Source organism: Sphingobium bisphenolivorans, from assembly GCF_000412635.1.
Taxonomy (GTDB): Bacteria; Pseudomonadota; Alphaproteobacteria; order Sphingomonadales; family Sphingomonadaceae; genus Sphingobium; species Sphingobium bisphenolivorans.
Map to the genome: position 1 here is coordinate 1 of NZ_ASTG01000030.1, position 19,841 is coordinate 19,841.

Genomic DNA, 19,841 nt, shown 5'->3' on the forward strand with positions numbered 1-19,841 from the left:
TGTTCGGTCACAGGCTCAACCGGGATCTGATCGTCAGCCACTGGCCGGATATCGAACGCGTCATCGGCGCGATGCGTGATCGCACCGTTACGCCCTCGCTGATCCTCAAAAAGCTATCCGCCTACCGCCAGCAGAACAGCCTCGCCGCGGCGCTCCGCGAGGTAGGACGGATCGAGCGCACGCTGTTCACGTTGCGCTGGTTCGACGATCCGGCGCTACGCCGCACGGTCACCGCCGAGTTGAACAAGGGCGAGGCGCGCAACAGCCTGGCGCGAGCGGTCGCCTTCCATCGGCTCGGTCGCTTTCGCGACCGTGGCTTGGAGAACCAGCAAACCCGCGCGGCTGCCCTCAACCTCGTCACCGCAGCGATCATCCTGTTCAACTGTCGCTATCTTGGGCACGCCGTCGAAGAAATGCGCCGCCGCGGAAGCCAGATCGATCCGGCTATGCTGTCTCGGCTCTCACCATTGGGTTGGGATCGCATCAATCTCACCGGCGATTATGTCTGGTCCGATCACCTCGATCTCGACGCCAATGGCCTCATGCCGCTGCTCATCAAACCGCTACCGTGAATCTGTGTCCGCATAATGCACAGGGGCCGAATTGCAGAAGATCGCGGCCATGCCCTGGCCGCCACCGGCCAACGGCGAGAGTTCTGGATGAACGCCCTGCGGCTAGCCGGGCACTGCCAATTTATGAACCTAGCACGAGAAGTCGCATGAAAGCTTCCGCAAGCCGACCACGACCGATCTGGACTATGCGATCCAAACGGTTGCCGAGCGGCCCGGGATTGATGCCAATGGGGCAAAGTCGCCAGCGCGCACCAGCGTAACCTTCCCAATCTTTCGCTGCTAACCCGGCCCGATTTGCGGAACCATCATCATCAATGTCGTCTCATTGTGATTGTGCACACCAAGAAGCGCAGCGAAGCACCGTCAACGTAGGATTACTCTAGTCCTGATTGCGCAGCTTCCGAAAGCCTCATACTGCGTCAATTCTTTCGCCTAACCGCACGCACAATTCGTCGAGCGATCTGACGACGAAATCTGCCTGCTCATCGGCATGTGCGCCAAAGTCGGTTGCATCTGAGAGACCAGTCGTCACACCAATGCTCGCGGCGGACGCGGCCCGCGCCATTCTCATTTCTAGCCCTGGGTCGTCACCCACGACGATCAATTTATGCGTCGCATCAGTCGGCAGACCCATCAAAGATCGGGCGCAATGCAGTGCTGCGAGCGATGGCTTGCCGAGTATGACAGGCTCGATCCCCGTCATCGCGGTGATGGCCGCATTAATCGCGAAGCTAGTTCCGATCTTGCGCCCGCCCTCCGAAGCGAAAAAGGGAACATTGGACGCCGTTGTGAGCTGCGCGCCGTCTTCGAGGTCCGCGAGCACCGCCTCCAGATCGTCGAACGTGAATGCGCGGTGATAGGCGACATAGACAGCCTCAACCGCGCAAGAAGGAGCGGCATTTTCGACGACTTCGATACCAGCGGCACGCAGCGGCACGAATGATTCGCTACGCCCCAGCGCCCTGACTTTGCGGATCCCCCGTTCAGAAAACCAATATGCAGCGGCCGTCGTCGGCGTCATCACAGCACTGTCAGGCACCTTCAACCCGGCAACGCGCAGGTTATACGCATATTGAGCCGGGGCTATGGCAGACCCATTGGTGAAAATCCTAAAGGGCATGCCGCGCGCTGTAAGTTCTTCCAGCAGCACTTCTGCGCCCGGAAGCGGGCGATATCCAGAACTGGCGCTGTCGCCAAGTACAAGCGTGCCGTCCATGTCGAAAATGAAACCCGATGCACCAGCAAGCCGGGCAGCCAAGCCGTCAAGCGATTCACTGACCATTACATTTTGCCCGCGGAAGCGCCAGAATGAAGTGCCAATCGTAAACCTTTTCTGTCGATTACGACATCTTTCAGGGTCGGGTTAGCAATAAGTTCTCGTAGCAATTTCATCAACGGCGCAGCCTCCGGAGTATAGGTTGCGCGGCTGGGTCCCATCGCAAGCATTGCGTCGACCTGATCCGCCGGCATCACGGCGCGCAACAGAAATTCCTCATCGTCCAGATGCGCGCCAAACTTGCGACGGAGATCCGAATAGTCAGGGAAATCCGGTTCACCAGCTATCTCCTTTGCCCGCGGTCGATCCATGATGACATCCAGGATCACCGGATCGATTGGGCTCGTCGGACGCCCAAGCTTGCCCATTGCATAGCGCAAAATCTGATCCGATACCTGAACGTACCGCTGGCCGCTGACGATATTTGTTGTCGCCTGCGTCATCACCATCTGGGGAAAGGGCGTTACCATGATAGGATATCCAAGTTCAGCACGAACACGCTCCGTCTCTTCGACTACCGCGCCAAAAAGGTGCTCGAGCTTCAGTTCACTCAGTTGTCGACGAGTGGTGGTCATCACCCCTCCCGCGATCTGGTGACGCAGAAAACTGGCATCGAAGGCTTGAGGCGTGCCCGGTTGGAGGCCTTCCGCCTTAGCCAGACGCCACCAATAATCGGTAACGTTTGCTAGAGCCCTGTCATCGATCGGCACACTATGGCCTGCTTCCCGCAAATTCGCGACAAGCCTACCGGCCTCGGGCAACGAACTGCCATCCCCGAGGGGGCCGATACCGACATGAATGCCATCGACAGCTCCGCAATCGGCGGCCGCCAAAGCGGTAAGTGGACCATAACCGATCGTGCAGTGCGGGTGGACTTCCAGCGATTTCCCGCCGATCACCGCCTTGATCGCCGGTGCGAGTGTCTTCACGCGATCTGGAGATAGCAGGCCGCCCGGATCTTTGATGTAGAACAGGTCGATATGGGGCGATCTGGCGAGTTTCGCTGCGAAATCTGCATAGAATGCATCATCGTGCACGGCAGAGAGGGTGAATGTCAGCGCCGCCATAACTTGCGCATCACCCTCTTCTTTGATGAGCTGAGCTGCTTCAAGAACCGCATCTATGTCATGCATGGGATCAAGAACAATGAAGCGGCCGATGCCATTATGTTGGAGCCGGCGATAGACGATTCGCATAAATTCGGGACCAGCCTGCTGCCAAGCAATGAATCGTAGGCCGGTGGTGATAAATTGAAGCGGTGTGTTGGGCATGGCAGCCCGGACACGCCTGATACGCTCCCAGGGATTGTTACGGAAATAACGCACTGCTACGGCCATGTGGGTCGATGATGTGAAATCGATTGCTCTAAAGCCTACGCGATCCATCTGGCCGGCGACCTGGAGGATCTTTGCTGTATCGAGGCCTGTCGCGCCCCACAGCGACTGGTTGCCATCGCGCACCGAAACGTCGACGAGATTTATTTCAGCCATTGTTCAAATTTCCGAAGAAGCGGGTGTCGACGTCGCCGGCACGGAATCGCGGATCAGCCGCGATAATGGCGTGAAGCCCAGCTGTTGAATCCATGCCTTCTAGCTCGAATACCGATAAGGCAGCAGTCAGGCGCTCAATAGCCTCGGCTCGGTCGTTGCCATGGACAATGAGCTTCCCGGCGAGGGAGTCGTAAAAGGGCGGGACGAGGCCGCCATTGAATATATGGGTATCGACGCGTATGCCTTCGCCCGCCGGCCACTTGGCCGATGCGGCGCGCCCGGGCGAGGGCTGGAAATCTTCGCGCCAGTTTTCGGCGTTGATGCGCACCTCAATGGCATGACCGCGAGGCCGTATCATCTCCTGTGTCAGCGCCAATTTGCTACCGGCTGCTACTAACAGCTGTTGCTCAATCAGATCGACGCCGGTGATCGCTTCCGTTACGGGATGCTCTACCTGGATACGCGCATTCATCTCTAGGAAATAAAAATCGAAAGTAACGGCATCTACCAGAAATTCGACCGTACCTGCTCCTCGATATGCCAGAAACTTGGCCAAATCGACCGCCGCCTGCTCGATAGCCGTGCGCTTGTCATCGGGAAGAAGGGCTGCTGGAGCTTCCTCGACCAGCTTCTGGAAGCGGCGCTGTATCGAACAGTCGCGCGTGCCCAGATGAATCGCATTCACACCATCGCCAAGCACCTGCACTTCGATATGCCGGCCGCTCGTGATAAAGCGCTCGACGTAGATGCGTGGATCCCCGAAGGAAGCCTGCGCTTCAGCCATGGCAAGATCGATCTGACCATCTAGCTGCGATTCATTATCGACTCTTTTCATTCCCTTACCGCCGCCCCCGGACACAGCTTTGAGCAATAGCGGATAGCCCGTTTCCTGCGCGCGCCTTCGCGCTTCCTCCTTATCGCCTGCCTCACCGCCCGGGACCACCGGGAGGCCCGCTTCGATGCCGACCTTACGCGCCATCAGCTTGTCACCCATTGCCTCGAGGCTGGATGAGGAAGGGCCGACGAAAGCGATCCCCGCTTCCGCGCAAGCACGGGCAAGGCCCACATTTTCGGAGAGAAAGCCATAGCCGGGGTGCAGCGCATCCGCCCCACTTAGTTTGGTCGCGGCGATCACCTTGGCAACGTCGAGATAGCTTTGCGCCGAGGGAGCCGGACCGACCTTTACGATATGATCCGCCAGCCATGCGGCCGCGCTATTCAGATCCGCTTCGGACGCCCCAAGGACAGTCTCGATGCCCAGACGCTTTGCTGTGCGAATAACTCTAAAAGCGATTTCGCCGCGATTGGCAATGAGGAGACGCCTGATCATTTGACGAGCATCAAAATGGCGCCGGCATCTACCATCGCGCCATTCTCGACTAAGATTTCCGCGATCTCGCCTGCACAAGCTGCGGGGACGGGATTGAAGAGCTTCATGGTCTCGATGATACCGACATTGGATTCTGCCTCGACGCTGCTGCCGACCTCAACGAAGTATGCAGTTCCAGGAGCTGGGGAGCGGTAAAAGACGCCAGGCAAAGGTGCGCGAATGGCATGCATGCCTTCGGGAACCGGGATTTCTTCCTGACCCGACTGGGCAGTCGCCCCGGCAGGCGACGCTTCGTCTTCGAGCGACCACGCCTGGCTCCAGCCTTCCCCTTGACCTTCTCCTGCATCGGCCCTGCTGACGCGAAGCCGATAGCGATCGGTTCGGATGTCCAACCGATCATATTGACTGCCTTTCAGGATTGTGACGATTTCGTTCACATCCTCAGGACTTAGAGGCAGATCACCTTTCACGCATGCACTCCGATCTTGAGATAATCGCGGGCCGCGAGAATGATGCGGTCAGCAAACACTTCATCATTAAAGTGAGCATCCACCGCTTCGACCGGAATAGCGCTGGGAATGACTTTGCGAAGATATTCGGCGAAGGGGCCGGGCACATTGATATCGTGGAGATGCCCTTCCGGGCTGTCATGGCTGGAAAAGCCGCCCAACGGTACGAAAAAGCGTACAGGTCCTTTCGCTTCAATGACCATTTTGGCATAGTGATCGGCCAGATTTCGTAGCTCCTGCATCTGTGTGCGAACAGCAGTCAGCGCAGCATTATGCATGTGATAGCGCGTGCCTGGGAACCGCTTCTTAGCCTCCGCTAACGGCCCGCCGATGATGAAATCGGCATTGCCGGGAGCCAAGATCGTCGGAATGCCCTTTCGCAGCGCCGCCATCGCACGCTCAGGACCACCATCTGTAAGGCCGCCGTGAAGATGGTCGACGATTTCTGTTGCCGACAAATCGAGCACTAGAGCGACATCACGTCCTTCAACGATCGCATCGAGGGTTCCGCCGCCGCCGCCAGCACAATGGAACACCATGACTTCGTTGCCGTCGTCCTGAAGCGCTTCCCTTACACGTCGAACTGATGCTTCGGTAGTACCCAATGTGGTCATAAGAACGAGAGGTCGATCTTCCCTCTGTGCGGCAGGGTCATAACCCTTCGCCATGCCAGCAATAGCGAGCGCGGCGTTGCGATAGACATCGCGGCTGATCGAATTGATGCCTGAGACATCCGTGACGGCATTGGACATTATGATGTCCTTCGCCCCTACGAATGGTGCAGTGAACCCCGACGCCATGGTGGAGACCATCAACTTGGGAAGACCATAGGGAAAGGCCTTCATGACCGCTGTGCCAAGCGTTGTTCCCATCGACCCGCCGATAGAGATAATGCCGGAGAAGGGTTGCGCCTCATGATGATGAAGGGCAACTCGGATAGCACCCTCGATCATCACAGCCTGGCATTTGCCCTCATGACCAAGCGCACGCACTCTCTCAATGCTCCACCCCGCCGCTTCAGCAACCTCTTCGGGTGGAATCTCGGGGCTTCCGACCGTACGCCGCACGCTTGGATCGAGATGGACTATTTCGCATCCAGCTTCTTCAAGGCAGGTTCTGAGAAAACGTCCCTCGAATTCTTTCGTGTCGTGGGTGACGATCATCAGAACAAGTGGCTTCTTTCCAACCATCCTCTTCTCCATTATAGCCCGCTGATTTGCGCACGCTGATAGACCGGCTCCATCATTCAAGAATTCGGGGTACTCAGGCCGAGGATCTCACGCGCCTCTGCGGAAGATGCGATGTCAATCCCCAGTTCCGTCGCGATGCGGCGGGTTCGAGCCACGAGCTGTTCATTGGTCGCTAACTGCCCGCGGCTATAGTAAAGATTGTCCTCTAGGCCGACGCGCACGTGTCCGCCCAACAGCATAGCCTGTGTGGTCGCGGGCAGCTGCGCCGCCCCAATCGCCGACACACAGAAAATCGACTGCGGCGGCAAAGCCGCGATCATTGCCGCTAGGATATCGTGACTATAGGGCATGGCGCCTTGAAAGCCCTTGTCTGCGCCCAGGACCATATTGATGTAGTAGGGAGGCTTGTCATAGCCTTTCTGAATGAGTCGTGTTACATCCTGCAATATATGGGTTGGTGAAAATACCTCCCATTCAGGCTTGATGCCCCTGTCCGTCATACGCTGCACCAGCGTTTCGCAGCGGCTGGGCGGCGTGATTACGCATATTTCCCGTCCGCCATGGACGTCGACGAAGGTCATGCCATCGAAGGTCGCCATCTCCGCACCGGCTTCGCAGCCCTTTAGTCGTTCCTCGAAGCTTGATTCGAACAATCCGTCCGGCCTCTCGACAAGCATGTCACCGCTTGATCCGCCCCCGGTGGAATTGTTTATAATGATGTCGCAGCAATCGCGAATACGTCCGTTAATATCACGGTAAATATCCGCGTTACAAGTTGCGCCATCATCCGGCCTACGAGCGTGAAGCGCAGCAACTGCTGCCCCTTCCTTGTAAGATGCGTATACGGAAGCTGCAATTTCATCGGGTTGCGTGGGAAGAAGCGAACTCTGCTTCTTGGATGCCATGCCGCCCGTAGGAGCAACGGTGATAATCAGCTTGCTCACGACGAAACACCTTCATGGATGGAGGGAGTGGAAAGCGCGGACACGATTTCAGGGGGCAATGGAATGCCTCGCAATCTTCCGCTCTCCTGGTCGATGGCAGACCAAACGCGCTTTTCGAATGCCTCGATCGCCAGATCCTCACCTCTGAAGACGCGATGTGACACCTCAAAACTACTACGGCCAATCTTGGGAACGGAGGTATGCACCTGAATTTCTTCACCAAACCGACTGGGAATATAAAAACGGGCTCCGGTATCCACCATCGGAAAACCAACAATCCCGTACCTCTCAATCATAGCGCGCTTGTCAATACCGGTCACCATGCGAAAAATCGCGGCGGTGCAGCTGTCAAACATTCGGAAATACTGGGGATAATAAACTATCCCGGCGGGATCGCAATCACCCCAACTTATCTCAACGGAGATTTTATTTACAAACATGAGGGCATGTCTCACGCTATGCCGGACGCCGGACGTGTCGGCGCCGAATTAAACCAGTTCGAATTGAGATATTAGACCGTTTTGCAGGCCTAGTCTCATCAGACGCCCGCCTGCATCTAGCAACAGTTCATCGTCCCTCGCGTCCTTCAACGTCGCCGTGGCCACGCCAGCCTCTCTAAGCGAGCCAATCGCGTCTTCATGCGAACTGGAACGCGTCCCACCGGTGCTGCCCATTTGCAATTGAGCGGCAAGATACTGCCTTGCATTTGCGCCATGCTCATGGGCCAGCGCTGCTTGGAAAGCCTGAAACGCGGCTCGCTGAGTAACGTGAGCGCCCAAGCGCGGTAATTTACTCGTTCCATAGTTGACAGGCCAAGTCGCTGCTTTCAGGCGACGAATCCGATTACCTTCACACTCATATATGATAAAGAACTTCACCGTCATCATGTCGCCTGGCGCCAACGGTCCAAACGGAAAGTCTGGCCGCGACTTTAGTGCATGAAAATCCATGTCGATCTCACGAAAATGACCCGACGGGCCATCAAAGCCTGTGATAGGCCGAAATATCTCACGGATACCATTTCGAACGAAATGGAACAAATTCAACCATTCATCGCGGCCCGTCACCGTTTGACCGCCATCCTCCCAGACCACATCCTCCGTAAACCATTGATCCACGAGATTAACGTAATCCCCGGAATTGAATGCATCTATATATGTGGTGAAATCCATTGTTTTAATTCCCAACTGGTAAGTTTGATTAGACTTGGTTTAAATCGGAAACTGTCCTGGCAGGGTTTCAACTGTAATCCAGCGAGTTTCAGTAAAACTATCGATCCCCTGTTTGCCTCCGAACCGGCCATAGCCAGACGCTCCGGTACCCCCGAAAGGCATCTGCGGCTCGTCATGAACCGTGGGCCCATTGATATGACAGATGCCTGATTTGATCCTCTTCGCGAGCATCAACCCCTTTGCGATATCGCGTGTGAAGATAGCCGCAGAAAGCCCGTATTGGCTGTCATTGGCAATCTCCACCGCTTGGTCGGCATCGCGAGCACGGATTAAGGCCACGACCGGGCCGAAGCTCTCGTCGCGATAGAGATCCATTGCGGGAGTTACGCCATCAAGCACGATGGCAGACATCACCACATTGTCCCCTTTTCCGCCCGTCAAGATCTTGGCACCTTTCTCGATCGCATCGTCAACCAACTCGTTGACGCGGTTCACAGTGCTCATGTCGACCACCGAACCCAGCGGCGCCTTCCCTTCACGCGGGTCGCTCGCGACAAGGGTCGCCGTCTTTGATGCAAACTTTTCCGCAAAAGCCTCTGCGACTGCGTCAACCACGATAATTCGCTCGGTGCTCATGCAAATTTGGCCTTGGTTCATAAACGCACCAAAAGCTGCCGCCTTGACGGCTTCGTCGAGATCGGCATCTTCCAGAATCAGGAGCGGCGCCTTACCGCCAAGCTCGAGCAGGCAAGGTTTAAGATTTTCCGCCGCCCGACGAGCGATAATCCGACCGACATGGGTGCTGCCAGTAAAGTTGATACGCTTGATCTCTGGCGCGTCGATCAGCGCGCCGACTACTTCTGCAGCATCTTCTGGCGCATTAGTCACGATATTTACTACCGACTCGGGAAACCCCGCGTCAGCGAAGGCCTCGACGATAAGCGCGTGGGTATTTGGACATAATTCACTAGCTTTGAGGATCACCGAGTTCCCACAGGCAAGCGGCACCGCGATAGCACGAACGCCGAGAATAATCGGTGCGTTCCAAGGTGCTATCCCAAGCACGACCCCGACAGGTTCCTTCATCACAAGGGCCAGACAGCCGGGCTTGTCCGAAGGAATTACTTCACCGCATATTTGAGTAGTCAGCGCTGCCGCTTCTCGGACTATACCGGCAGCAAGTTCCAGATTGAACAATGCCCAACCACGTGTGGACCCAGTCTCTTGCATCATCGAAGCAACAAACTGGTCCTTGCGGGCCTCCAAGGCCGATGCCGCCCGCAGCAGAACCATGCGACGAGTGTTGGGACCCAGCGCTGCCCAGACCTTTTGACCTTCGGCAGCCCTATTGCCTAAGTTCGGAATGTCAGCGGCCTGCATAGCCTCAGCCGAGGATGCTACTTCGCCAGTGAGTGGATTGATTCGTTCAAACCGCATGTTTCCACCTCTTTAGTGGTAAATAGAAGATCAATGGAGAAAGCAGGCCGTCCCTACGAATCAGAAATTAAATCTAGCTCGAATTCCGTAAGTCCGAGGAGCTTCAAGTGTAACTACAGGAAGACCGACGATTGGTTGTACAAACGAGGTCGCCTTTAACGTCTCGTTCTCGATATTATCGATATACACAGCAACAGAGTAGCGGTTTTCAGGGCCGCGCCATGTCAAACTCGCATTCGACATCATATATCCTTGCTGAGCGAGATCGTCCAGCGGGTAGGCGTCGTTATAGGCTGTCAGTCGTTCGTTTTCGGGACCAAAGAACCATTCGTTCCCGACGATCGCGGAAAATTCCGTGAGTGCTGCGCGCATTGACGCCTCAGTCACGCCGTTAGGCAATATCATGGTCATACTCCCGGAACCCAAGTCGTGTGAAAGGCGCTCCTGAGACGAATCGGCAATCGGGCCGTTGCAAGCGGCCCCTCGGAGATGGCGCGCGCGTCGAAGATCAGCAGATCGGAACGGTTTTGGTCATGTCGATCGGCGATATTGATATACCAACCTTCATCTTCGCCAGGCCCGCGCGGGATGAACGCGCCCTCCTGGAAGCTAGTCTCGTCAGTCCCGTGATAGGTTTGGACTTCGCCGGTCGTCAGATCGATTTTGCCGATCATGTTAGCGCCCATGTAGGTAGGGCCGGCCATCAATATCCGCCTCTCCGGATCCACCATTGAGATATAGGCGTAGCGATAATCCCGACCGACGCATCGCGGATCGATGAGCGGCAGCTCACCGCCATATGGGGCCAAACTCTTCGATGAGAATCCTCCATCGACGGCGTTCGACGTCATGTCGAAAGACCAACGCGTGGGATAGGGGACGCCATCCTGAGGATCCGCGGCCGATCCTGCGATGTCGCCGATGTAGGGGAAGCCATTCCGCTTGGAGATCATCATATCGAGATGGACTATTGTGCCTTCGTTAAAGCCGTTGATGACGTGAAAGCCACACGACGTAGGCACTTTGAACCATCGGATATCGGTCGTACTGCCGGCTCGCGGCATAATGCCAACCCAACTAGGCAAACTCCCGTCCCACTTCCAATGATCCCCACCTGCCTTCAAGCGCTCGGGATCCATTGTCGTCGGAAAGATTGGAAAGATCACGTAATCAGTCGTGATCGCGAAGTCATGGACCATCCCGACATATGGGGGATCGAACCACTCTTCTTTAACAAGATTCCCACTTTTGTCCTCGATCAGGAAGCACATTGGCGACGAACCATCACCTTCACATTCATAGCTAAACAGAAGAAGCTCACCCGTAACGGGGTCTATCTTCGGGTGGGCTGTAACTGTTTTACTTTTAAGCTGCCCATTCCAAGTGAAATCGCCCAAGGTGGCTAGAGTGTCCGGATCGACAGCCATCGGCACATGGTCCTCCTTGAGCACCAGGAGACGGCCAGCGTGCCAAATTGGCGCGGTATTTGCGGTCCCTCGGCTTTTCCCGGCGACTTCAGGTTTATCAGTCCACGGATTGCGATATTTCCCATAGAGAGAACGTCGGGCAGCCCGCTCAGCTTTCCATCTTTCGGTCTGAATATAGCGCATCTTGAAATCGACATGGCCGTTCTCGAAGTTAAACATCGAGATCATCCCGTCCCCATTCACGTAAATGTCGTCTCCCAGATATGGCGGATATTGGGGATCCGGGCCGGAGCGATACCATCTACCATTAAGATCCGGGGGAACATCACCCTCCACCTCAAGATCATATATATCGCATTCAATTCTACTTGGAGTGTTGTATCCACTGAAAGAGAGACCGTCAGGAAATAGCTTAGTCATGAACGCATGCCTTTTTAAGTGTTACGCGCCTGCGCTTTGCTGCAGGAACATATTCAGCGAATAAAACATTATGAAGTTTGACTAGCGGCGCGAATAATCGTGTATCGGTTGGGATTGAGGACTCGCCTATATTCGATGGCCGCCCGTCGCTCCCACTATGAGGCACCTTCAGACGAGATCGGCACGAGTCCGCCATTTCACGACGCGTACGCGTAGCGTTGCCGCGTTCGCATCGCGGCGCTCCTATCACCATACATCCTCTCCTAACTTCCCAAACCGCTGCGTCCCTTCATCGGGATCATGCAAGCTATGAGCGATGTTGTCGGCGCATACATTGCAGGCGAGATTTACGATGTCAAGTGGAGAAGCGAGGCGGGTAGCCGTAGTTCGTGAGACCTCAATCGAACGCGCCACCTTCGGCTTCCAGATTGGGGAAGGGCCTGAAATAAAGTTTCGCGCAGTTCAGCGGCCAACTAAGTCGTGATCTGTAATTTGCGATCGCTTGGCGGTTGTCCCTTGAGGGTCTCAAGGATCTGCCCGCACTCGCCGACCCTGAGGCCGGTGGTGCTGTATCGGGTCTCACAAGGCCGGACGTTGCATTGACTTGAAGCGAGCTCGGCGGCCCATCCCTCGACCTTCGCAGATCATCCGACCCTGCGTTCCCTCGCGGGACACCGAAGTCGACAAGCTTTCTCACCGCAATCGGGAGGCAGGGGCGCAGATGCTCGCGAATGTCCGACAGATCGACAAAACCGGTCAATCGAGCGCAGCAGATGATCCGCCGGCACATGCCGCTCCAGGCTGAAGGTGTAGAACAGCGCCTCCTGCGCCACTGTCAGCTCGCCCATCATCGACCCGTCTCCGCCACTCGCGCAGACTGAATCAGGACACCGGCGCTACTTCAAGGCCGAGTCTTTTTAACGGATAGGGACGATAGCCGAATGTGGCGCACAGGCCGCGGATCGTGTTGTCGAGAAGCCGGTGTACGCCAGTTGGGCAAGGCTGGCCGCATCATGCGGATCGGTCTTGTTCGCCTTCATCGCCTTCAGGCTCTGGTGGGCCTGACGCGCGTCGATGCAGATGATCGCGACACCAAGTTCGCGCAGCCCGAGCGCAACCGACGGACTCATCCGGCCCGTTTCGATCACAGCGCGCTCAATGGGACCATAGCGCTCCAGCACCGCGGCGATCGCCTCTGACGTGCTGTCTACGCATTGCATTCCAACCTTGCGCCCATCGGCATCGACGACGCAGACGTGCGACGTTTCCATCGACAGGTCCAATCCGGCATAATTTCGGATCGAACGGTTCCGCAGCATAGCCACCTACTACGACAGGTACCCCAAGAACAATCTCGTCGCCATCAAGCTCGTCTGTACCCACATCTGCGCTGTGAAATCCGCAGCCCAGGCGGAGATACGACCTTTGAAATTTATGAATATGCCTGCGCACCTCCAATCTGACCCATACACATTCGATCGGGTATTTGGCTGCTGCGGATTTATCGACCGCTTGTCCGTAATCATTGAGAATACCCGAGGTTTCTGCCAAACTCCTCGCATGAGCAAAGATCGTCCCTACCACCATGGAGAGCTTCAGAGTGCGCTCCTTGACCTTGCCGTTGTTGAAATCGAACGGGTTGGCTACGGTAACCTTTCCCTTCGGGAAATGGCCGCCGCAACCGGGGTGTCTCGGGGAGCGCCTTATCGACATTTTGCTAACAGACGCCGTTTCCTGGAAGCCCTGATCTCTCATGGATTAAGGATGATTAATGACGGCTTGGCCCAAGCAGCCGAGCCTTATGAAGCGCCTATCGAAAAGGTACGTTCCGTATTTGATAGATACCTTCGGTTTTCCGAGGAGCATCCGCAATTATATCAACTATGTTTTGCAGCAGATATATTTATAGATCTCCCGGCGAGCGACGATTATATGCGAGACGTACAGAATAAGTTTAATATATTTTCTAATTATATATCTCTTTTGGTGCCGAAACATGATGAGCATTATTTAGAGGCTCTTGCAATTTCTTGCTGGTCTCTCCTGCACGGATTTGCGATGCTTTCGACCACCCGCCGCCTTCAACACATTTTGCACGATAAAAAGTACGATACTCTATGCAGATCATTTGTGATTGAAAAATGCCTTTCTTTGCCAAATGTTATGCCACGAGTGCGGCATGGAACTATGGTTATCGGCGCCGATTAGACCCCGATTACGAAGTACGCCTAGAAAGTTATGTAGATTATATATGGTGAGTTCCGCTATTCGTGATTTGGATAATTAGGCGTGCAATTTTCGACTTGATCATCTGTCATCCAACTCTGGATAAGTCATAGGAATTTAATGACATACAAGTCATATGCATTTTTGAGGGGAATAAAACTGACGAAGCCGTGATGACGCGCTATGACGAACGAGAGCTACGGAAGTCCGTTGGAGACAGCCCCACATGGCGGCTAAAGAACCGGGAAAAATAGGCCGGGTCCGGAAACCCGAGCGAGTAGCCGACTTCAGCGACCGTTAGATTTGTATAAAGTAGCGAGCGCCGTGCTTCGAGCAGAGCGCGCTGATTAAGCACTTGGGTCGGGGACATGCCGGCAACTTTCGAGCAGGCCAGGCGTAGGGTCGTTTCGCTCACCCCCAGCGTTTCGGCGTAGACAGAGACGGGCTCTCGTTCCCGGAACCTGTGCTCGATCCTCTCCCTAAGACGCGCGACGATTCCGGCATAATAGCCTGGTCTTCTAATCGGCCTGTCGTCTAGCGTAGCGTTGCGCAGAACAACGACGAGAAGCGAGAGAAGAGTTGCATCGACGGCTGCCCGGTGGCCCGGTGCCGACCATGCCAGTTCGCGCATAAGTTCCTGCACAAGACGCTCAGCTGTCTCCTTTTCGAAATGCGACAACGTTAGCGCTCTTGCGGCGTCAAATATCCGTGCAAGCGCGTGATCATGGCGCGCGAGGTCGCTAATGTATCGCGTCGCCATCGTGACGACCGTTCCCGATGAATCCTCATCCCAGGAAAAGCCATGCACCACCGTCGCCGGTACGACCAGAAGGGATGGCGCTATAAAACGCAGCACCTGGCCATCGGCACGCATACTCCCTCCACCGGCCCAGATCAGGAAAATATGGCAAAGCTCGGCGTGAGCATGTGGCTTGATCGTCCACTCACTTGGCCGGGATCGATCGTCTAACGACTCGACATGTGTAAAGCAATCTTCGACGAGTCTATGTGGCTCCCCATAGAGGTAAAAGGTTGGGATCTGCTGCCGTGCGGTCATGGTCCGACTATAATTTTTGCCGTTGAATCGTCCAATCTTTTTATCGGCCGTGACATGGTGCGTAGCGTATTGCCAGCTAATTTGGGGCGTGGGGTGGCCATGCGAGCCCGCCGTACCAATAAGAGGATTAGATGCGAACCCAAGTCGCAATCATTGGCGCCGGTCCGGCCGGCATGCTCCTTGCACATCTGCTTGCCGCTGAAAACATTGAAGCGATAGTCCTCGAGCGGCGTGATCGCCATTATGTGGAAGGGCGCGTTCGCGCCGGCGTGCTGGAGCAGGTGACCGTGGACTTGATGCGTCGCCTCAAATTGTCGTCTCGACTGGACCAGGACGGCTTAGTTCATAGCGGGACCAATCTGTCATTGGACGGTCAAATCATTCATATCGATTTGGCGAATTTGACCGGTGGCTCCACCGTAACCGTCTACGGACAACAGGAGGTAATGCGGGATCTGTTCGACGCGGCCGAGCCACGCGGAGTGCATGTGATCTGGGATGCGGATGAGACCATGTTGCATGATGTCGATAGCGAACGGCCCTTCCTGACTTGGAAAAAGAATGGAACTGAGCATAGGCTCGATTGCGATTTTGTGGCGGGGTGCGATGGTTTTCACGGCCCTAGTCGGATGGCAATTCCCAACAACGTGCTTAAGACCTTTGAGCGCGTTTATCCCTTTGGGTGGCTGGGAATTCTGGCGGACGTACCGCCTGCCGGACATGAGCTGATTTATGCCAACCATGAGCGTGGTTTTGCACTCGCCTCCATGCGCTCGGCCACACGTAGCCGTTATTATATCCAATGTTCGCTGAACGACCGGGTAGAGGATTGGCCCGATGAGCGGTTCTGGGATGAAGCGTGCCTACGGCTCGGACGAGATGTTGCCACCAAAGTGACGCGAGGTCCATCATTCGAAAAAAGCATCGCGCCGCTGCGCTCCTTTGTATCCGAGCCGATGCGTTGGGGCCGTTTGTTTCTGGCGGGCGATGCAGCGCATATCGTGCCTCCCACCGGCGCCAAGGGCTTAAATCTGGCAGCGTCGGATGTGATCATGCTTAGTCAAGCCCTGCGCGAATTTTATCGCGACCATTCTTCCGCAGGCATCGACAGCTACTCTGAACGCGCACTGTCGAGGGTCTGGAAGGCGGAGCGCTTTTCGTGGTGGTTTACGTCTATCACGCACCGCTTTCCCAACATGGATGGGTTCGATCGTCGCATCCAGATGGCGGAGCTGGATTACATCCGCGGCTCGATAACAGCGCAGCGATCGTTGGCCGAAAATTATGTCGGCCTACCTTTGGAGACGATATAAGCACTAAGATTTACGATAACCGCACGTCGGCGCTAAGGGGCGAGTTGTTCGACAGAATGACTATTATGTGGGCGTCTTCGGTTTATCCGGCATGACGTGCTTCCCTGATTGTTACCAGTCCGAGGCAGCGTCCGGCTCCTTCATAAACTACACCCGATCATAATTGGAATTTTCCAGCTCAAAACGGTCCAGAATTCGGGATGCAGTCACCGCTCTCTTCTATCGCAGGGAAACGCCATCTCAAACGGGACTCAGCGCATCTGCCGTCACTCGAGGCGCCCGCAGCGCTGCCGTCCGCGCTCAGAAGCTTCGTACTGCCGGAGCCCGATGAAAAGGCTACCACTCGAGGCTGGCCTGCTCAATCGTCGTCGTGTTTTGGGCGACGAATGGGTGGACCGCTCGCTCGCCAATTGCACATCGTGCAATAGCGATTTCTAGGCGATGATTACACGTATCGCCTGGAATGAAATCCAGGCCGCACCGGGCTCGATGACCATATCCGGCGCCTACTTGTGCTGGCGTTTGCCGCCAGCCTCGGCCGTTGGGAAGAGTCTGCACTCCATGTCCGCGCCGGCTTGACCGGTGGCGGCTTCACGCGCGACGAGTTGACGTAAGTGCCCATGCAAATCGCTATCTAAGCCAGCGTGCCCGCCGCCAATACTGCCTTTGCAGAAGCCGGGAAAATCATTTCTGATATCGATGCAAACCAGTAATCGACGTGAAACGAACACCTTCCATAGCTCGCTATCCAGCGGCGCTCTGGTATCAAATATCTCCGATCGCCAGAATGAACCGAACCGTCATTCGGATAGTCCAGCTAGATGTGTCCAAACCCAACCAACACCCTGAGCATGGCGGATTTCTATGCAGTCGCAAAGCGCTTCGCCATGCGGGCGCCTGCTCCACCTTTTGCGGCAAGCTTCGCGCCATATCGCATGACGGTCTTGGGATCACGCCAGCGATAGGCCTGCATGATCGCCGGCAGACTTTCAGCGGCAGCAAAGTTGTCCTGTGCCACCCCGACCCGGATCGAATGCGACGACACCGCCGTCACCCAGCGCTCAAGCTCGGCGTTCGACATCTCGCCGAGCAGCTTCTTCGCATGGGCCGCGCGGATCAACCGCCTGTAAATGAGCGTGATGCTGTTGGGATGCAGCGCCCTGCGCCCGATCGCCGCGACCGTCCCGTCAAAATGCGTCTCGACGCGCCGGAACAACGGCCCCTTGTCGATATGCGCGGCCGCGCGCCAGCGCGCGATCGCCTGCATCGTCGGGGGCGCAAGATAGGCCCAGGCCCCCTCCCCTTCGCGATCTGTCTTGCTTGTCGGAATGAACAAGGCCCCTGCCCCGTCCGCATCCGGCCCGTGGATATGGTCGACGGCGATCGCCACCAACTCCGAGCGGCGCCCAGCGCTGTCATAGGCCACGCGCAGCAGCGCCGCGTCGCGATAGCCCAGCAGATCGCGCCGGACAGCCTTGAGAAGATGGGCGAGGCACACGCCGGAGGGCGGTGAATCAAAATCGGCAATGTCGCCCTTGAAGCGGATCGCGCGGGCCTGCTTCTGGCGCACGCCCACTGTCTTGCGCGCCGCTTTCATTTCGAGCGTGACCAGCTCCCCGGCGGTGGGATCGGGCAGGCCCGCCATACGATAGGCCCAGCCAATGTTGACGATGTAGCGTTCGATCGTCGCCATCGCGCGGACCTTTTCGGCCGAGGCGTCAATCCCGGCGATCTGGCGGATATAGGCCGCCACGGCGCTGACCTCCGCCTTCGGCGGATCGAGACGCCGGCGACGGCACCACGCTCCCCAAATTTTCAGATCCGAGCGGAAGGCGCGACGCGTGTTGTGCGACCAGGCCCGCACGGCCGCCTCGATCAGCTCAGCCTTGATCTCCCGCACGGTTCCGGCGAGCGCGCGCACATCGTCGACAACCTCCCCGACATCGGCCGAGGGGGGCGGCAAGGCCGCTGGCGGCCCGGAAGGAAGAGTTTCAGGCGGGAGCGCGCTCATGCGCCGAGGGATAGCGCGCCCACTTTCCAATGTATAGGGTGTTGATAACGATCCATTATCAACACTATGCGTCCGGGCATGCTTTACCGAGAGGTCGTTTCAGTTCACTATTGGCTATGGAAAACCGGCCCTCGCCCATCCGATACGGTCCCGACTATACCCCAAAAATGGTCACGGCGATAGCGGCCGCGACAGCCGCGATTGCCCGTCTCGATGCCCGGATTATCGTCAGTCCGGTGGCCAAAGCATGGTCCACGCGCGCCGCGTGGAGCGGCTATGCGCGGGCCTTGCAATTGCAGTCGGCCGAGGTTGAGGAAATTGACGTATTTTCGTGGGGCTGCGACCTCAAAATCCCTGGTCGTCCTCCCCTCCCCAGCCATCTCGACCTGTTCGACCGCTTCGCGGAATGGCGAGCAGCGTTGCAGGATGACGATCGGCTTCGCTGGCGCGACCGCCTGCCGACCGCGATCGGAGATCCAGCAACGGCGACCGAGCACGCCCCCCTTGTCCGCGCGCTCGATACCGTCCGCCAGCTCGCGCGGATCGACCACAGCATCATGGCCTGGCTGTCCTTGCCATTCGCGTTGCGCGACCGCGGCCTTGTGGCTAGCCCCCTCCCCTGCCTTGCCGGCGGCGCCAAGGCGTTCCGGCTGAAGCCCCGGCCCAATGACGATGATTGGCTGGCCGTGCTGCGCGCCCTCGAAAGCGCGGCGACGATCGCGCTGCAGCGGCTGCACAGCCTCGAGCGGCACTATCGCGACGCTCAGCGCGCGATCGCCGCCGAATACCGCCCTGGCGCCCTCCCTGCGCTGCTGGCGCTGATCCAATATCGCCCTTTGCTCTCCCCGCAATCGGCTGCAGAGTTACTTTGCATGAGTATCGCCGGAGCGAGCAAGCTGTTCGAGCGCGCCGCGACGGCCGGTCTGCTCGTGGAAATTACGCAGCGGCGAAGCTGGCGCCAATTTCTGACGCCGGACCTGGCCGCAGATTTTGGCTATGTGCGGCCAAAGCGGGGACGGCCTGCTAAAGAGCCCCCTCCCCTTCCCGTCGATCGCGATCTGGCTGCGGTATTCGATGCGTTCGACACCGAAATGGCTGCATTAGACAATCTCCTCGCTAGGAAATGCGAGCTCAATTAATTCCAAAGCGCGCTTCTCCCTTCCAGGAAATATGCGTTTTATCAGCCACTTATATTTGTGCAGCGTTATGTGCCGCATATCGTGCGGCGTCTTGTAGCGCAATGTATAACGCGCTGTGTGCTGCGCGGGCGTATTCGCATGTGCGTGCGACTGCGCGGCTACGCGCGCGCTCTAACGCGCCGCTACAGTGTGATGGTGATGTGCATGCAGCATCGCGTGGCCCAGCACGTTCGAGTGCGGACGCGCGGCATACTTGCACAGCGCCTATACCCGCGTTATCACATCCGCATACGGTTGGTGCTGCGCATCCTTACGCACGGTCGGCCTG

18 protein-coding genes and 1 pseudogene are annotated in these 19,841 nt (G+C 56.8%); 4 read left to right on the forward strand and 15 right to left on the reverse strand.

The features are described 5' to 3' along the window. On the forward strand, positions 1–572 hold a 572-nt coding region (locus L858_RS20545), incomplete at its 5' end, for a Tn3 family transposase (RefSeq protein ID WP_022684414.1). A gap of 409 nt (positions 573–981) precedes the next feature. Here L858_RS20545 and L858_RS0117615 read toward each other — a convergent pair. From L858_RS0117615 to L858_RS20555, 13 genes and pseudogenes are all read right to left on the reverse strand, one after another. Beyond that, the gene (locus L858_RS0117615; RefSeq protein ID WP_006961053.1) at positions 982–1,854 is read right to left on the reverse strand and encodes an HAD-IIA family hydrolase; all 873 of its coding nucleotides are present in this window, start codon (positions 1,852–1,854) and stop codon (positions 982–984) included. Beyond that, on the reverse strand, positions 1,854–3,338 hold the full coding sequence (locus tag L858_RS0117620) for a biotin carboxyl carrier protein (protein ID WP_006961055.1): 1,485 nt from the start codon (positions 3,336–3,338) through the stop codon (positions 1,854–1,856). The genes L858_RS0117615 and L858_RS0117620 overlap by 1 nt, the downstream gene beginning before the upstream one ends. Beyond that, positions 3,331–4,668, reverse strand: a complete 1,338-nt coding sequence (locus L858_RS0117625; protein ID WP_006961056.1) for an acetyl-CoA carboxylase biotin carboxylase subunit — start codon at positions 4,666–4,668, stop codon at positions 3,331–3,333. Before L858_RS0117625 ends, L858_RS0117620 begins: the two co-directional genes overlap by 8 nt. Beyond that, positions 4,665–5,138: an acetyl-CoA carboxylase gene (locus L858_RS0117630; RefSeq protein WP_006961057.1), complete on the reverse strand. Its 474-nt coding sequence runs from the start codon at positions 5,136–5,138 to the stop codon at positions 4,665–4,667. The genes L858_RS0117625 and L858_RS0117630 overlap by 4 nt, the downstream gene beginning before the upstream one ends. Continuing rightward, a complete protein-coding gene (locus L858_RS20550; protein ID WP_022684416.1) occupies positions 5,135–6,367 on the reverse strand; it encodes a Tm-1-like ATP-binding domain-containing protein in 1,233 nt (410 codons plus the stop codon). The genes L858_RS0117630 and L858_RS20550 overlap by 4 nt, the downstream gene beginning before the upstream one ends. Positions 6,368–6,423: 56 nt before the next feature. Then, positions 6,424–7,311, reverse strand: coding sequence for a beta-keto acid cleavage family enzyme (locus tag L858_RS0117640; RefSeq protein ID WP_022684417.1), 888 nt, complete (start codon positions 7,309–7,311; stop codon positions 6,424–6,426). After that, entirely contained in the window at positions 7,308–7,751 is a 444-nt protein-coding gene (locus tag L858_RS0117645) for an acyl-CoA thioesterase (RefSeq protein ID WP_022684418.1), read from the reverse strand. Before L858_RS0117645 ends, L858_RS0117640 begins: the two co-directional genes overlap by 4 nt. Positions 7,752–7,799: 48 nt before the next feature. Next, positions 7,800–8,483 (reverse strand): nuclear transport factor 2 family protein, encoded by a 684-nt coding sequence (locus L858_RS0117650; RefSeq protein ID WP_022684419.1) that lies wholly within the window; start codon positions 8,481–8,483, stop codon positions 7,800–7,802. 39 nt (positions 8,484–8,522) lie between these two features. After that, complete coding sequence (locus L858_RS0117655; RefSeq protein ID WP_022684420.1) at positions 8,523–9,920, reverse strand: aldehyde dehydrogenase; 1,398 nt, start codon at positions 9,918–9,920, stop codon at positions 8,523–8,525. 60 nt (positions 9,921–9,980) lie between these two features. Continuing rightward, entirely contained in the window at positions 9,981–10,331 is a 351-nt protein-coding gene (locus L858_RS0117660; RefSeq protein WP_022684421.1) for a hypothetical protein, read from the reverse strand. After that, complete coding sequence (locus L858_RS0117665; protein ID WP_022684422.1) at positions 10,328–11,767, reverse strand: carotenoid oxygenase family protein; 1,440 nt, start codon at positions 11,765–11,767, stop codon at positions 10,328–10,330. The genes L858_RS0117660 and L858_RS0117665 overlap by 4 nt, the downstream gene beginning before the upstream one ends. Before the next feature lie 712 nt (positions 11,768–12,479). Further along, a pseudogene (locus tag L858_RS22350) lies at positions 12,480–12,618 on the reverse strand (IS5/IS1182 family transposase); the annotation flags it as partial. 66 nt (positions 12,619–12,684) lie between these two features. Next, a complete protein-coding gene (locus tag L858_RS20555) occupies positions 12,685–13,086 on the reverse strand; it encodes an IS110 family transposase (protein WP_022684423.1) in 402 nt (133 codons plus the stop codon). Positions 13,087–13,201: 115 nt separating this feature from the next. On the opposite strand from L858_RS20555, the gene L858_RS21410 reads away from it, so the two are divergent. After that, positions 13,202–13,975, forward strand: coding sequence for a TetR/AcrR family transcriptional regulator (locus L858_RS21410; protein ID WP_081628124.1), 774 nt, complete (start codon positions 13,202–13,204; stop codon positions 13,973–13,975). Between the two features lie 199 nt (positions 13,976–14,174). On the opposite strand, the gene L858_RS0117685 is transcribed toward L858_RS21410, so the two are convergent. Continuing rightward, positions 14,175–14,867 (reverse strand): helix-turn-helix domain-containing protein, encoded by a 693-nt coding sequence (locus L858_RS0117685; RefSeq protein WP_337770945.1) that lies wholly within the window; start codon positions 14,865–14,867, stop codon positions 14,175–14,177. A gap of 314 nt (positions 14,868–15,181) precedes the next feature. Here L858_RS0117685 and pobA point away from each other — a divergent pair, with 314 nt between their 5' ends. Then, the gene (pobA, locus tag L858_RS0117690) at positions 15,182–16,363 is read left to right on the forward strand and encodes a 4-hydroxybenzoate 3-monooxygenase (RefSeq protein ID WP_022684426.1); all 1,182 of its coding nucleotides are present in this window, start codon (positions 15,182–15,184) and stop codon (positions 16,361–16,363) included. A gap of 862 nt (positions 16,364–17,225) precedes the next feature. On the opposite strand, the gene L858_RS0117695 is transcribed toward pobA, so the two are convergent. Continuing rightward, complete coding sequence (locus tag L858_RS0117695) at positions 17,226–18,374, reverse strand: site-specific integrase (RefSeq protein ID WP_022684427.1); 1,149 nt, start codon at positions 18,372–18,374, stop codon at positions 17,226–17,228. 116 nt (positions 18,375–18,490) lie between these two features. Between L858_RS0117695 and L858_RS0117700 the strand changes: the two genes are divergently transcribed. After that, a complete protein-coding gene (locus L858_RS0117700; protein ID WP_022684428.1) occupies positions 18,491–19,513 on the forward strand; it encodes a hypothetical protein in 1,023 nt (340 codons plus the stop codon). The last annotated feature ends 328 nt before the right edge of the window (positions 19,514–19,841 follow it).

Coding starts and splice junctions, on each gene's coding strand:
- L858_RS0117700 (WP_022684428.1), top strand. CDS start 18,491: ATGGAAAACCGGCCCTCGCCCATCCGATACGGTCCCGACTATACCCCA.
- L858_RS0117650 (WP_022684419.1), bottom strand. CDS start 8,483: ATGGATTTCACCACATATATAGATGCATTCAATTCCGGGGATTACGTT.
- L858_RS0117645 (WP_022684418.1), bottom strand. CDS start 7,751: ATGTTTGTAAATAAAATCTCCGTTGAGATAAGTTGGGGTGATTGCGAT.
- L858_RS0117615 (WP_006961053.1), bottom strand. CDS start 1,854: ATGGTCAGTGAATCGCTTGACGGCTTGGCTGCCCGGCTTGCTGGTGCA.
- L858_RS0117620 (WP_006961055.1), bottom strand. CDS start 3,338: ATGGCTGAAATAAATCTCGTCGACGTTTCGGTGCGCGATGGCAACCAG.
- L858_RS21410 (WP_081628124.1), top strand. CDS start 13,202: ATGAATATGCCTGCGCACCTCCAATCTGACCCATACACATTCGATCGG.
- L858_RS0117625 (WP_006961056.1), bottom strand. CDS start 4,668: ATGATCAGGCGTCTCCTCATTGCCAATCGCGGCGAAATCGCTTTTAGA.
- L858_RS0117695 (WP_022684427.1), bottom strand. CDS start 18,374: ATGAGCGCGCTCCCGCCTGAAACTCTTCCTTCCGGGCCGCCAGCGGCC.
- pobA (WP_022684426.1), top strand. CDS start 15,182: ATGCGAACCCAAGTCGCAATCATTGGCGCCGGTCCGGCCGGCATGCTC.
- L858_RS0117665 (WP_022684422.1), bottom strand. CDS start 11,767: ATGACTAAGCTATTTCCTGACGGTCTCTCTTTCAGTGGATACAACACT.
- L858_RS20550 (WP_022684416.1), bottom strand. CDS start 6,367: ATGGTTGGAAAGAAGCCACTTGTTCTGATGATCGTCACCCACGACACG.
- L858_RS0117660 (WP_022684421.1), bottom strand. CDS start 10,331: ATGACCATGATATTGCCTAACGGCGTGACTGAGGCGTCAATGCGCGCA.
- L858_RS20555 (WP_022684423.1), bottom strand. CDS start 13,086: ATGCTGCGGAACCGTTCGATCCGAAATTATGCCGGATTGGACCTGTCG.
- L858_RS0117655 (WP_022684420.1), bottom strand. CDS start 9,920: ATGCGGTTTGAACGAATCAATCCACTCACTGGCGAAGTAGCATCCTCG.
- L858_RS0117685 (WP_337770945.1), bottom strand. CDS start 14,867: ATGCGTGCCGATGGCCAGGTGCTGCGTTTTATAGCGCCATCCCTTCTG.